Here is a 15,908-nt window from a genome sequence, read left to right on the forward strand (position 1 = left end):
TTCGTTTCGGGGATTTCGGAACAAGATCGGCTTGGCGTGAGAGGGACGTAGTACTCGGATGGATGGGGTTCGTCGCGCTGTTCGAGGTCGAAGCCGTCGCCGGTCCGGCTCTCCGCTTTTCGTCCAGTTGCTCACCGCCGCCGTCGAATCCGCGGCCGGTTCCATAGCCGTTCGCTACAACCCGTCCGGTGCGCCGGAGGATCAGCGCGAGCTGACCTACACCGAGCTGGACGAAGCGTCGTCGCGGCTAGCGCGCGAACTCATCGATCGCGGCATCGGCCCCGGCGACGTCGTCGCGATCGGGTTCACCCGCTCCGTCGAGTCCGTGCTCGCGGTGTGGGCGATCGCCAAATCCGGCGCCGCCTACGTGCCGGTGGATCCCACGCTGCCCGCCGACCGCGTCGACTACCTGCTGGCCGACTCCGGCGCCGTCCTCGGCGTCACGGGCACGGCGCACCGGGCCGCCTTGGGCACCGGCGTCGAGTGGCTGGTGCTGGACGCGCCGGAGACGCGGGACCGCGTCGCGGCCCAGCCCGCGCACCCGGTCTCCTACCTGGATCGGCTGCGCACGCTCGGCGACCAGCATCCCGCCTACGTCATCTACACCTCCGGGTCGACCGGCCGGCCCAAGGGCGTCGTGGTCACCCACACCGGGCTCGCCGCGCTGGTCGCGGCGCAGCGCGAGCAGTACGGGGTGGATGGGAACTCCCGGGTGCTGCACGTCTGCTCGCCGAACTTCGACGTCTCCGTGCTGGAGCTGCTGCTGGCCTTCGGTTCCGGTGCGACGCTGGTGATCTCGCCGCCGACGGTGTTCGGCGGCCCGGATCTGGCCGAACTACTGCGGGCCGAACGGGTGACCCACCTGCTGATCACCCCGGCGGCGCTGGAGTCGGTGGACCCGGCCGGCCTGGACACGCTGCGGACGGTGGTCGTCGCGGGCGATGCGTTCGGCCCGGACCTGGTGCGGCGCTGGGCTTCCGGGCGCGACTTCTACAACGGCTACGGGCCCACCGAGGCCACCGTCCTCGCGACCGGGACCGGGGCGCTGCGCCCGGACGAGCCGATCACCATCGGCGCCGCCCTCCCCGGAATCGGTGCGGTGGTGCTGGATTCGCGCCTGCGACCCACGCCCGCCGAGGTGACCGGTGAGCTCTACCTGTCCGGGCCCGCGCTGGCCCAGGGCTACCTCGGGCGTCCCGGGCTGACCGCCGAACGCTTCGTCGCCAGCCCCTTCGCCGCGCCCGGCACGCGCATGTACCGCACCGGCGACCTGGTGCGCCGGCGAGCCGACGGCACGCTGGAATACCTAGGCCGCTCCGACTTCCAGGTCAAAGTCCGCGGTTTCCGCATCGAACTCGGCGAGATCGACGCCGCGCTGACCGCGCATCCGGACATCGACTACGCCGCGACCCTCGGCAGGACCGCGCCCTCCGGCGCGACGCTGCTGGTGTCCTACGTGCTGCCGCGTAGCGGGTGCGCGGTCGCGGACGCCGAACTCGCGGACTTCCTCGGGGCGGCGCTGCCCAGCCACATGGTGCCCGCGGCGTTCGTCACGCTGGACTCGATTCCGTTGACGCCCAACGGAAAACTGGACCGGCGGGCGCTGCCCGAGCCGGTGTTCGAGACCGCGGCCTCGCGCGCGCCGCAGGGCGAGCTCGAGTCCCGGATCGCCGAGGTGTTCGCGCAGGTGCTCGGGGTGTCCCGGATCGGGGCCGAGGATTCGTTCTTCGCCGCCGGCGGGGACAGCATTCTGTCGATCCAGCTGGTCTCGCGGGCCCGTGCGGCGGGAATCGTTTTCACCCCGCAGGACGTGTTCGAGCAGCGCACCGTCGCCGGGCTGGCGCGGGTCGCGGTCTCCGGCGCCGAGTCGATTCCGGCGCTGCCGGAGCTGCCCGGCGGCGGGGTGGGGGAGATGCCGCTGACGCCGGTGCTCGCGGCCTATCTCGCGCACGGCCCGGTCGGCCGGTTCAGTCAGCAGATGGTGCTCGAACTACCTGCCGATATCACCCGAAAAGCCTTGGTGGACACGCTGACCGCCGTGCTGGATCAGCACGACGTGCTGCGTGCGCGCCTGCGCCGCACCGAGAGCCGGTGGCTGCTGGACGCCCGGCCCGCGGGCACCGTCGACGTGGACGCACTCTTGGACCGCCGGGACGTGCCCGCCGGAGCGGACGCGGCCGCGATCGCCGAGGCCGCCATGGACGCCGCGCTGGACACCCTCGACCCGGTGGCGGGCCGCATGCTGGCCTGCACCTGGCTGGCCCGGCCCGACGAGCCCGACGCGCTCGTGCTCGCGGTGCACCACTACGTGATCGACGGTGTTTCCTGGCGGATCCTGATCGCCGATCTGGTGGCCGCGTGGACGCGGATCGCGGCCGGACAGCCGGTCGCCCTGCCCGCGATCGGGACTTCGTTCCGGCGGTGGGCGCACGGCCTGGCCACCGCCGATCGTTCCGCCGAACTGCCGTACTGGCAGCGGGTGCTCGAAGTCGCCGACCCGCCCCTGGGCGCAAGAGATTTCGACCCCGAGCGCGACACCGCGGCCACCGTGCGCCGCGTCACCGTCACCGTTCCCGCCGAGGTCACCCAGGCGGTGCTGACCGAGTTGCCGAAGCGCTACCGCGGCGGGGCCAACGACGGCCTGCTCGCGGCGCTGGCACTGGCGGTGCGCACCTGGCGGGCGCGGCGCGGCGTCGACGCACCCACCACCCGGATCCGCTTGGAGGGCCACGGCCGCGAGGAAACCGCCGTGCCCGGTGCGGATTTGACGCGCACCGTCGGCTGGTTCACCGCCATGTACCCGGTAGTGCTGGATCTGTCGGAGCACCCGGCCGACGCGGTAGACCCGGGCGCACTGGTGAAATCAGTAAAAGAGCAACTGCTCGCGGTGCCGGACAAGGGCATCGGCTTCGGCGTACTGCGCCACCTCGACCCGCACGGCGCTGCGCGCCTGGACGGCTCGCTCGGCCAGATCGGCTTCAACTACCTGGGCCGCATCACCGGTGACGAGGCGCTGGGCGAGCACGCCTGGCTGCCGACCGGCGCCTGGGGCGAACCCACCGCCGCACAGGATCCCGCGCTGCCCGCGGCCGCGGTGGTCGACATCAACGCCCTCGTCACCGACGGTGCGCGCCTGACCGCCTCCTTCGCCTACGTCACCGGTCTGCTCGACGAGGCCGACGTGCGTGAGCTGGCCGAGTACTGGGTCGCGGCCCTGGCCGAGCTCGCCGCGCACGCGCACGACCCGGCCGCCGGCGGCCTGACCCCCTCCGACGTCGCGCTGGTGCGGGTGACCCAGCACGATCTGGATGCCTGGCAGCGACAGCGCCCGGGCCTGGTGGACGTGCTGCCGCTCTCGCCGCTTCAGCTCGGATTGCTCTATCTCGCACAGGTTTCCGAGTCCGATCCGTATCTGCTCCAGCTCGCGGTGGAGCTGTCCGGCGTGATCGACGCCGAGCGCCTGCGGCGCGCGGCGCAGGCCGTGCAGGACCGGCACGCGATCCTGCGCACCGCCTTCGACACCGGCGCCGACGGCGCTCCGGTTCAGCTTGTCGCCGAACGGCTTTCGGTCCCGTGGCGCGTGCTCGACAGCGCCGACGCCGAACCGGCCGACCTGCTGGCGGCCGAACAGCGCGAGCGTTTCGATCCGGCGGTCGCGCCGCTGTTGCGGTTCACGCTGTACCGCACCGACTCCGGGCGCACGCACCTGGTGCTGACGGCCCATCACCTGCTGCTCGACGGCTGGTCGATGCCGCTGCTGATGAAAGAGCTGTTGATCGCCTACGCGACCGATGGCGCGGCGGCCCTGCCGAGCGTGCGGCCGTATCGGGACTATCTGGCCTGGCTGGCCCGCTACGACCGCGAGAGCACTCGCGACGCCTGGCGGTCCGCCCTGGCCGAGGTGCGACCGACCCGGCTCACCGACGCCCTGGCCGCGCCCGCCACCCCGGGCGTCGGCCACGGCCTGTGCGACGCCGATCTGACCGTGGCCGAGACCGCCGCGCTGCAATCCTTCGCCGGCGCGGCGGAGGTCACCGTGAACACGGTCGTGCAGGCCGCCTGGGGGCTCGTGCTCGCCGCCGCCACCGGTGCCACCGACCTCGTGTTCGGCGCGGTCGTCTCCGGACGGCCGCCGCAGCTCGACGGCGTCGACGCGATGGTCGGACTGTTCGCCAATACCGTTCCGGTCCGGGTCCGCTTCGACCCGGACGCCCCCCTGGGCGACCTGCTGAAGAACCTGCAGGCCGAGCAGGTTGCCCTGCTCGAGGCGCACCATCTGGGCCTGGCCGAGATCCAGCGGATCGCGGGCGCGGGCGAACTGTTCGATTCGCTGCTGGCCTACGAGTCGTATCCGGTCGACGCCGACGGGCTGCGCCAGGCCTACGGTTCGATCGACGGCCTGGAGATCGTCGATCTGCACGGCGGCAATCTCACCCACTATCCGGTGGCCATTCAGGTCGAGCTGGGCGATGCGCTGCGGATCGGCGTGCAGCACCGGCGCGACCTGATCGACGCCGCGACCGCGCGGGCGCTCGCGCAGCGCCTGCGCGCGGTGCTCACCGAATTCGCCGCCGCGCCGGAACGCACTCCCGCGCAACTGGAACGGCGATTCCGCGAGCACAACGACCTGATCGCGCAGACCCGGTACTGGCGCACCGCACTGGCCGATTTGCCGGAGGCCCTGAACCTGCCGGTAGACCGGCCGCGTTCGGCGGTCCGCGACGGTGCGCTGGATCAGGTGACCTTCGACGTCGACGCGGACCTGCACCAGCGGCTGCAGGGCCTGGCCCGGGCCCGCGACACCACCGTCTTCACCGTCGTGCACGCCGCTTTCGCGGTGCTGCTGGCGCGACTGTCGGACGCGGGTGACGTCGTCGTCGCGACCCCGGCCGCCGTCGTCGGCGATCCCGGCACGAGCCGGGGACTCACCCTGCTGCGGACCCGGGTGCCCGGCGACCGGTCCTTCGACGAGCTGCTGGTCGAGGCGAAAGAAGTAGCGCTGCAGGCGTTCACCCGGACCGGACCGCGCCTGGAAGCCCTGGCCGGACCGGAGACGTATCCGGCGCTGACTCGAATCCTGCTGACCGCGGACGACCTGTTCGACGCCGCCGCGCACCCGGACCTGGCCCTGCGGATCCGGGAGCAGCGCGCCGCGGGCGGCATCGCCGCGAGCTTCACCTTCGCGGTCGAATTGTTCGATCGCCGCACGGTGGACTCCTTCGCCGAGCGGCTGCTCCGGCTGCTGACCGCCGTCGCCCGGGATTCGGCGCGACTCGTCGGCGACCTGCCGCTGCTGGCCGCCGACGAGTACGCGCTGCTGACCCGGGTGACTCCCGACGACGCCATGCCCGCCGGCCTGCTGCCCGACCTGCTCGGCGCCGGAGCGGCGCTGGGCCCGCACCGCGTGGCCGTGCGCTGCCGGGGTCGCTCGATCAGCTATGGCGAACTGACACAGGCGGGTTCGCGGCTGGCGCGCCTGCTGATCGATCGGGGCGTCGGTCCCGAGGACCTGGTCGCCGTGGCGCTGCCGCGCTCCGCGGAGACGGTCACCGCGGTGCTGGCGATCGCCGGGGCCGGCGGTGCGCACGTGCCGATCGATCCGGCCTACCCGGCCGACCGGATCCGGCACATGATCACCGATTCCGGTGTGGTGCTGGGCATTACGACCAGCGAGTACGCCGACCGGCTGCCCGCCGGGGTGCAGTGGCTGCTGCTGGACGATCCCGAGCTGGCGCAGCGGTGCGCCGCCTACTCCGCCGCTCCGGTCACCGATCCGGATCGTCCCGCGCCACTGCGGCTTCGGCATCCCGCCTATGTCATCTACACCTCGGGCTCCACCGGCCTGCCCAAGGGCGTCACCGTCACCCACGCCGGGCTCGCGGGCCTGCGCGACGAGGTGGTCCGCGGCTATGCGCTGGGGCCGGAACATCGCTTCCTGCACCTGTGCTCGCCCAGTTTCGACCCGTCGGTGCTGGAGTGGCTGTGCGCGTTGTCGATCGGGGCGACGCTGGTCATCGTGCCGCCCACGATCGCGGGCGGCGCCGAGCTCGCCGAACTGCTGCGCGCGGAGGGCGTCACGCACGCCATCTTCACCCCGGCGGTGCTGGGCACCCTCGACCCGGCCGGGCTCGACGGGCTGGAGGCGGTGCTGGTCGGCGGCGACGTGACCTCGCCGGACCTGGTCGCGACGTGGCAGCCGGGCCGCCGCTACTTCAACGCCTACGGTCCGACCGAGGCGACCATCGCCGCCACCTGCGCGGAAATCACTGCGGGCCAGCGGATCACGATCGGCAGGCCGCTGCGCGGCACGTCGGCGCTGGTGCTCGACGCCCGCCTGCACCCGGTGCCGCCGGGCGTGCCCGGTGAGCTGTACCTGGCCGGCGGTGCGCTGGCGCGCGGCTACCGCAATCGTGCCGGGCTGACCGCCGAACGCTTCGTCGCCGATCCCTGGGGCGCGCCCGGCGCGCGGATGTATCGCACCGGCGATGTCGTGCGCTGGTACGGCCCGGACCGGCAACTGGAGTACGTGGGGCGCAGCGACGCCCAGGTCAAGGTGCGTGGTTTCCGCGTCGAACTCGGCGAGATCGACGCGGTCCTCGGCAAGCATCCCGGTGTGGGGCAGGTGGCCACGCTGAGCCGGACGACACCGGCCGGATCGGTCGCGCTGGTGTCGTATCTGGTTGCGGCGACGGGACATACGCTCGATACGGCGGCCCTCACCGAGCACGCGGCGGCGTTCCTGCCCGCGCACATGGTGCCCGCCGCGCTCGTCGTCCTGGACGCGCTGCCGCTGACGACGAACGGCAAGCTCGACCGAAAAGCCTTGCCGGAGCCGACTTTCGAGGTCGCGCCCGCGCGGGCCCCGCTGGGCTCGGTCGAGACCGAGCTGGCCCGGCTGTTCGCCGAGGTGCTCGGTTTGCCCGACGTCGGCGCCGACGACTCGTTCTTCGCGATCGGCGGCGACAGCATCCTGTCGATCCAGCTGGTGTCGCGGGCCAAGGCCGCGGGGCTCGTGTTCACCGCCCGCGATGTGTTCGAGCAGCGCACCGTCGCCGCGCTGGCCCGGGTGGCCGCCGCCGGTGCGGCGGACGCGCCGATCGTGCTGGCGGAGTTGCCCGGCGGCGGGCTCGGCGACATCCCGCCCACCCCGGTCATGGCGGAGTTCCTGGCCGCGGGCTCGCACGATCGGTTCGCCCAGACCATGGTGCTGGCGCTGCCGGCCGGAATCGATCGGGCGGGCCTGGTCGCCACGCTCGGCGCGGTCCTGGATCGGCACGAGATCCTGCGCTCCCGCGTCGCTTTCGAGGACGGGCGCTGGCGCTTCGAGACCTTCGGCCCGCCGGCCGTCGACGCGGAATCGCTGATCGCCGCCGTCGTCGAAACCGACGCCGGCGGTGCGGAACTCACGCGCGTCGGCAGCGCGGCCATGGCCCGTGCGCTGGCGGCGCTGGCCCCGGCCGCGGGCCGGATGCTGGCGTGCACCTGGATCCGCCGCGGCGACGCCCCGGATCTGCTGGCGATCGCGGCGCACCACTACGTGATCGACGGCGTGTCCTGGCGCATCCTGGTGCCCGATCTGGCGCTGGCCTGGGCGCAGCACGCGGCCGGTCAGCAGATCGCGCTGCCCGCCGTGGGCACCTCGTTCCGGCGGTGGGCGCACGGCTTGGCCGAGGCCGCGGTCGCGCCCGAACGGGTCGCCGAGGCGGCCTACTGGCAGCGCGTGCTGGCCACCCCCGATCCGCTGCTGGGCACGCGGGCCGCCGACCCCGCCCTCGATACCGCCGAGACCATGCGGTCGTTCACGGTCCCGGTGCCGGTGGAGGTCACCACCGCCGTGCTGACCACGTTGCCCGCGCTCTACCGGGCGGGCGTCAACGACGCCTTGCTCGCGGCGCTCGCCCTCGCGGTGCGCGCCTGGCGGGCCCGGCGCGGCGTGGACGCGCCGGTCACCCGGATCCGGCTCGAAGGACACGGGCGTGAGGAGGCGGTCGTGCCCGGCGCCGACCTCACCCGCACCCTGGGCTGGTTCACCAGCCTGTACCCGGTCGCGATCGACTGCTCCGGCGACGACAGCGCGGCGGTGCTGAAATCGGTCAAGGAACAACTGCTCGCGGTGCCGGACAAGGGCATCGGGTTCGGACTGCTGCGGCGCTCCAATCCCGAGACCGCCGCGCTGCTCGCGGGCGAGCTCGGCCAGATCGGCTTCAACTATCTCGGCCGCGCCACCGCCGGCGCGCCCGCCGGCCCCGCCGACTGGATGCCCAGCGGCGACCTCGGCGACCTGGAGATCGAGCACGACCTGCCGATCGGCGCGATCGTCGACATCAACGCGATCGTCGCCGACACCCCGGACGGACCGCGGATGGAGGCGAGCTTCCGGTACGCGAGCGCGATCCTGGACGAGGCGGCGGTGCGCGAACTGGCCGACGAGTGGTCGGCGGCGCTGGCGACGCTGGCCGCGCACGCACGGCGCCCGGACGCGGGCGGGCTCACCCCGTCCGACGTCCCGCTGGTGCGGGTCACCCAGCCGGAACTGGATCAGTGGCGGCACGATTACCCGCGCCTGACCGACGTGCTGCCGCTCGCGCCGCTGCAGGGTGCGCTGCGCGTGCTCATGGAACTGCTGGACGACGCGGTCGAGGCCTACATCATCCAGCTCGCCGCCCAGTTGAGCGGCCCGCTGGATGTCGAGCGGCTGCGGCGCTCCGCGCAGGCGATCCTGGACCGGCACGCGAATCTGCGCACCGCCTTCGTGGCCACCGCCGCCGGGACGCCGGTGCAGGTGGTCGTGGACGCGGTCGAGGTGCCGTGGCGGGTGGTCGAGGGCGTCGACGCCGCGGACCTGCCGGGCCTGCTGGCCGCCGACCGGGCCCGCGGCTTCGATCCCGCGCTCGCGCCACTGCTGCGATTCACGGTGTACCGCAACGGTTCCGGGATCAGCCATCTGGTGCTGACCGGACATCACATCCTGCTCGACGGCTGGTCCATGCCGTTGCTGATGAAGGAACTGCTGGTGCTCTACGCGGCGGGCGGGGACGCCGCGCTGCTGCCGCCCGTGCGGCCCTACCGGGACTACCTGAGCTGGCTGGCCCAACAGGACGTGGCGGCGGCCGAGCAGGCGTGGGCCCGGGTCCTGACCGGTGTGACGCCGACCATGCTCGGCCCCGAACTGGCGACGCCCGCGCCCACCGGGGCCGGGTACGGTCTGTGCGAGTTCACCCTGTCCTCCGCCGAGACCGCGGCGCTCACCGCCTACGCCGCGGCCGCGGAGGTCACCGCCAACACCCTGCTGCAGACCGCCTGGGGCCTGGTCGTCGCGGGCAGCACCGGCCGCGACGACATCGTCTTCGGCGCCACCATCTCCGGCCGTCCGGCCCAGCTCGACGGCATCGGCGACATGATCGGGCTTTTCGTCGACGCCATCCCGGTGCGGGTCCGCTTCGGCACCGCTACCACCGTCACGGAGCTGGTGAGTTCGGTGCAGGCCGAGCAGGTTTCGCTGCTGGATCACCACCATCTCGGCTTGAGCGCGATCCAGCGCTTGGCCGGGCAGGGCGAATTGTTCGACACCATGCTGGTTTTCGAGTCGTACCCGGTCGATGTCGAGGGATTGCGGCAGGCCGGCGGCGCGCTCGACGGACTGCGGGTGGACGGTTTGCAGGGCGCCGACCACACCCACTACCCGGTCACGGTGCTGGTGTTCCTGGGCGCGCGGACGCTGGTACAGGTCAAGTACCGGCGCGACCTGGTCGCGGACGCGACCGCCAAGGACGTGACGGACCGGCTCCAGCGAGTGCTCATGGGCCTCGTGCGGCAGCCGCGGGCGCGGGTCGTCGACGTGCCGCTGCTGGCCGCACCCGAATACCGGCGACTCACCCGGATGGGCGGGAGCGCGCCCTTCGACTCCGGTCTGCTGCCCGAGTTGCTCACGCGCGGACTCGCTTACGGCCGCGACCAGGTCGCGGTGCGCGAAGCCGGGCGCTCCTACACCTACGGTGAACTCGACGAGCGATCCGCACGGCTCGCGCGGGTCCTGATCGAGCGCGGCGTCGCACCCGAGACCGTGGTGGCACTGGCGCTGCGGCGGTCCTACGCGATGGTCGTCGCGATCATGGCCGTGGCCAAGGCCGGTGGCGCCTATCTGCCGATCGACCCCGGCTACCCGGCCGATCGGGTGCGGTACATGCTCGCCGATTCGCATGCGGCAGTGGGAATCACGACCTCGGAAACCGAACTCGACGACGTGCTGGACTGGCTGGTGCTCGACGATCCGGAGCTCGAGCGCCGGTGCGCGGCGGCCGCCGCGACGCCGGTGACCGACGCCGATCGCCGTGCGCCCCTGCGACTCTCGAACCCGGCGTACGTGATCTACACCTCCGGCTCGACCGGGCAGCCCAAGGGCGTCACCGTCACCCACGCGGGGCTCGGCGGTCTCGTCGGCTACTCGACCGCGCTGCTCGGGCTGGGCCCGGACCACCGCATGCTGCACGTCTGTTCGCCCAGCTTCGACCAGTCGGTGGAAGAACTGTGCACCGCCTTCTACAGCGGCGCCACCCTCGTGATCGCGCCGCCGGACCTGCTCGGCGGTCCGGAACTGCACGACCTGCTGCGCGCCGAGCGCGTCACCCACACCATCATCACGCCGGCGCTGCTCGGCACGCTCGACCCCGCCGGGCTGGACGAACTGGCGGTCGTCTCCGCCGGCGGCGAGGCGTGCACGCCGGAACTGCTGAGCCGGTGGCAGCCCGGCCGCCGGTTCCTCAACGGCTACGGCCCGACCGAGGCCACCATCGGCGCGGCCTACACCACGCTGGTCGCGGGGCAGCGCATCACGCTCGGCGCGCCTGTGCCCGGCCTGACCGCCGTGGTCCTCGATCCGCTGCTGCGCCCGGTGCCCGCGGGCTCCGCCGGCGAGCTGTACCTGGCGGGCCCCGCACTCGCTCGCGGCTATCACGGCCGCGCGGGCACGACGGCCGAGCGGTTCGTCGCCGATCCGTGGGGCGCGGCGGGGGAGCGGATGTACCGCACCGGCGATCTGGTCCGCTGGGTCGGCACCGCGGCCGCCAGGTGGGAGCTGGAATACCTGGGCCGCACCGACTTCCAGGTCAAGATCCGCGGCTTCCGGATCGAGCTCGCCGAGATCGACGCCGTGCTGACCGGGCATCCCGAGGTCGACTTCGCGATCACCGTCGGCTGCCCGAACTCGTGCGGCGACACCGTGCTGGTCTCCTATGTGACCGGTGGCGCACCCGATTCCGCCGCGCTGCTCGGCTTCGCCACTCAGGCGCTGCCCCCGCACATGGTGCCCGCCGCGATCGTCGTGCTCGACGAGGTGCCGCTCACCGCGGTCGGCAAAATCGACCGAAAGGCTTTGCCCGCACCGCAATTCGCCACCCGCGCCTACCGCGCGCCCGCGACGGCGGCCGAGCGGACCGTCGCCGCCACCTTCGCCGAGGTGCTCGGCCTGGACCGGGTCGGCGCGGACGACAACTTCTTCGCGCTCGGCGGCAACTCGCTGCTGGCCACCCGCGTCAGCGCCCGGCTCGGGGCCGCGGCCGAGGCCCGCGTCCCGGTGCGGCTGCTGTTCACCGCGCCCACGGTCGCCGAACTCGCCGCCGAGCTCGCGGGGCGCAGCGGCGCCTACCGGGCCCGCGCCCTGGTCGCCGGTCCCCGGCCCGCGCACATTCCGCTCTCGCCCGCCCAGCGGCGCATGTGGTTCCTGAACCGCTTCGACAGCGGGTCCGCGGCCTACAACATCCCCATGGCGATCCGCCTGACCGGGACGTTGCACGTCACCGCGCTGCACGAGGCGTTCGCCGACCTGATCGAGCGCCACGAGATCCTGCGCACCGTCTACCCGCACACCGGCGACGGCCCGGCGCAGGTGATCCTGCCGCCCGGCCACCCGGACCTACCCCGGCTGGAACTGCGCACCCTCGCCGCCGCCGACATCGAATCGGCGGTCGCGGAACTGGTTTCGACCGGCTTCGATGTCACCGCCGCGGTTCCGCTGCGCGCGGTGCTGATTCGGGTCGATGGTGAAACAGACTGGGCCGCAGATGAACTGAACACTGAGACATCAGCGCGCAGTGCGCCGACGCCCTCGGACGCCTCAGGTTTCCCGGGCCCGCTGGGAGCCGATTTGGCCATCGGAGGCACCGGGTCGGGCAGTGCCGCAGCGGGTCTCGATGGTGAGGCTTCGAGCACGGGCGGTTTCGCGACCGTAGAGTCCGGAGTTGCCGGGTCGGGTGGTGCGGCGGCGGGTCTCGATCATGAGGCTTCGAGCGCAGGGGATGCCGCGACCGAAAAATACAGCAGCTCGGCGGAATTCGTGTTGGCGCTGGTCGTTCATCACATCTCGGCCGATGGCTTCTCCGGCGGCCCGCTGACGCGGGACCTGGCGATCGCCTATGCCGCGCGAGCGCAAGGCGTTGCCCCGCAGTGGGAGCCGCTGCCGGTGCAGTACGCGGACTACACGCTGTGGCAGCGCGAGCTGCTGGGCAGTGCCGATCAGCCGGGCTCTCCGGCGGCGGAGCAGCTCGGATACTGGCGTTCGGCGCTGGCCGGGCTGCCGGATCAGCTGGAACTGCCCCGGGATCGGCCGCGACCGGCCGTACAGTCCTACGCCGGTGGGCAGGTGGACCTGCGGATCGACGCGGCCACCCACGCGGCGCTGGCCGAACTCGCGCGCACCGAGGGTACGACGCTGTTCATGGTGGTGCACACGGCGCTGGCGGTGCTGCTGGCCCGGCTCTCGGGGACCGACGACATCGCCATCGGCACGCCGATGGCGGGCCGCGGTGACGCCGCCCTCGACGATCTGATCGGCATGTTCGTCAACACCCTGGTTTTCCGCACGCGGTACGACGCGAACGAATCGTTCACCGAACTGCTCGCGCGGCAACGGGAAACCGATCTGCAAGCCTTCGCCAACGCCGATATCCCGTTCGAGCAACTGGTCGAGGTCCTGAATCCGGCACGCTCGACCGCGCGGCATCCGCTGTTCCAGGTGGGGCTGTCCTTCCAGAACCTGGCCCTGTCCGCGCTGGAGTTGCCCGGACTGACCATCGCCTCGTTGCCCGCGAATCGCCAACTGTCGCAGTTCGATCTGCACGTGATCGTCGCCGATACCTACGACTCGGACGGGCCGACGGGGATCGGCGGGTTCTTCACCTACGCCACCGATTTGTTCGATCGCTCGACCGTGCAGGGGTTCGCGGACCGCTTCGTGCGGTTGCTCACCGAGATCGTCGCCGCGCCGGAGCGCGCGGTCGGTGATCTCGAACTCCTCGATGCCGCCGAGCGTTCGGCACTGGTCGAGTCGGCAGGGGCACAGGTCGATACACCGGGCACCTTGGCGTCGCTGCTGGCGGCGACGGTGGCCGCTGATCCGAAGGCCGAGGCGCTGGTTACCGACGATGGTACGCAGCTGACGTATGCCGAGTTGGATGCTCGGGTGAATCGGCTTGCGCGGCATTTGATTGCGTTGGGTGTGGGTCCGGAGTCGCGGGTGGGGTTGGCGATTCGGCGGTCGGTGGATCTGGTGGTGGCGATGTATGCGGTCACCGTGGCTGGTGGCGCGTATGTGCCGGTCGATCCGGATCAGGCCCGCGAGCGGACGGAGTATGTGCTCGAGACGGCGGCTGTGGTGTGTGTGCTGAGCAATACCGAGACCGGGTTCGAGACCAGGGTCGCGCCGGTTGTGCGGATCGATGAGGTCGATCTGTCGGGGTATGCGACGACGCCGATCGTTGATCCTGGTGTGGTTGCGGGTGTTGCTGGTGATCGTTTCGGTGTGCGTCTGGGTGTGTTGCGTGCGGGGAATTCGGCGTATGTGATTTTCACGTCGGGTTCGACGGGTCGTCCGAAGGGTGTGGTGGTTTCCCACGCCGCGATTGTGAATCAGTTGTTGTGGAAGGTCGCGGAGTTCGGTTTGGATGCCGCGGATGCGGTGTTGTTGAAGACGGCGGCGACGTTCGATTTGTCGGTGTGGGAGTTCTGGTCGGCGGCGGTGTGTGGTGGTCGTTTGGTGATCGCGGCGCCGGAGGGTCATCGGGATCCGGTGTATTTGAACGAGTTGATGGCTCGGGAGTGGGTGACCACGTTGCATGTGGTGCCGTCGATGGTGGAGGCGTTGCTGGGTGCGGGTGGGTTGCCGGATTCGTTGTGGCGGGTGCTGGCGATCGGTGAGGTGTTGCCGGGTGGTTTGGCGCGGCGGTTGCGGGCGGGTTTGCCGCGGGTGGAGTTGTTCAATTTGTATGGTCCGACCGAGGCGGCGGTGTCGGTGACCGCGCATCGGGTGAGCGGGAGCGAGGAACCCGTTCCGATCGGTGGGCCGGTGTGGAACAGCGGCGTGCTGGTGTTGGATGCGCGGTTGCGTCCGGTGCCGGTGGGTGTGGTGGGTGAGTTGTATTTGTCGGGTGTGCAGTTGGCGCGGGGGTATGCCGGTGGTGGGGGTTTGACGGCGGGTCGGTTCGTGGCTGATCCGTTCGTGGCCGGTGGGCGGTTGTATCGCACGGGTGATTTGGTGGTGGGGGATGGTGCGGGTGGTTTGGTGTATCGGGGGCGTAGTGATTTTCAGGTGAAGGTTCGGGGTTTCCGGATCGAGTTGGGGGAGATCGAGTCGGTGTTGGTGGGGTTGTCCGGGGTGGGGCAGGCTGTGGTGGTGGCGCGGTCGGATTCGCGGACGGGCGACCAGCTGATCGCCTACCTGGTCCCACGCTCGGAAATCGATGTGGCACAGGTGAAATCAGCTCTCTCTGCGGCGCTGCCCTCGTACATGATCCCCGCGGCATTCGTGGTCCTGGACGCGCTCCCGCTCACTGTGAACGGCAAACTGGACCGAAAGGCGCTCCCGGACCCGGACTTCGAGCCGCGTTCGCACCGCGCCCCGGTCACGCCGCTGGAAGCCACGGTCTGCGCGAGCTTCGCGGAGGTCCTCGCCGTCCCACGCCTCGGCCTCGACGACAACTTCTTCGAACTGGGCGGCAACTCCCTGCTGGCCACCCAGCTGTCCGCGGCGCTGAGCGTCGCCGTGGCCACGCCGATTCCGGTGCAGTGGTTGTTCACCGCGCCCACCCCGGCGGGCATCGTCGCGCTGCTGAACGGCTCCGGCGCGGACGCCGCGTTCGACATCCTGCTCCCGATCCGCCGCACCGGCACCGCCGAACCCCTGTTCTGTCTGCCCCCGGTGAGCGGCATCGCCTGGTCCTTCGCCGGCCTGTCGGCCCACCTCGACCCCGAGCGCCCGATCTACGCCCTGCAATCCCCGGCCCTGAATTCCGATGCCCCCCTGCCGGATTCGATCGAGGACTGGGCCCGCCGCTACCTCGACGAGATCCGCGCGGTCCAGCCCGAAGGCCCCTACCACCTGCTCGGCTGGTCCCTCGGCGGCACCCTCGCGCACGCCATCGCCGTCCAACTCCAGGACGACGGTGAAAAAGTCGCCCTCCTCGGCATGCTCGACAGCCGCCTCGGCGCCACCGTTCCGGACACCGAATCGCCCGCCGTAACCCTCGCCGACCTCTTGGGCGGCCTGCTCGGCGACGAGACCCCCGACCTACCGCTGCACACCGCCACCGACCTCGCCGACCGACTAGCCGACCTCCCCGAGCCTTTCGCCTCCTTCGGCCGCGCCCGTATCGACCGCGTCCTCACCGCCGCCACCACGGCCCTCACCCTCGCCGCCGCCTACCACCCCCGCCACTTCGACGGCGACCTGGTCTTCTTCACCGCCGCCGCCGACACCCCCGCCACCCCACCCAACGCCGCCACCTGGACCCCCGTCATCTCCGGCGCCGTCCACGACCACCCCCTCCCCACCACCCACTGGCACATGACCACCCCCCGTTCCCTGCACCGCATAGCCCAGGTCCTGCACGAATCCTGGCTCCCCTAAGACGCTTCGG

General features: G+C 71.7%; 1 protein-coding gene. It reads left to right on the forward strand.

Annotation, left to right across the window (positions count from 1 at the left end; all coding sequences use genetic code 11):
• Window positions 1-127 precede the first annotated feature (127 nt).
• A complete protein-coding gene (locus tag AB0I43_RS30870) occupies window positions 128-15,898 on the forward strand; it encodes an amino acid adenylation domain-containing protein (RefSeq protein ID WP_357433053.1) in 15,771 nt (5,256 codons plus the stop codon).
• The last annotated feature ends 10 nt before the right edge of the window (window positions 15,899-15,908 follow it).

It is taken from the genome of Nocardia sp. NPDC050435, from assembly GCF_040655395.1.
In the GTDB taxonomy this organism is placed as follows: Bacteria; Actinomycetota; Actinomycetes; order Mycobacteriales; family Mycobacteriaceae; genus Nocardia.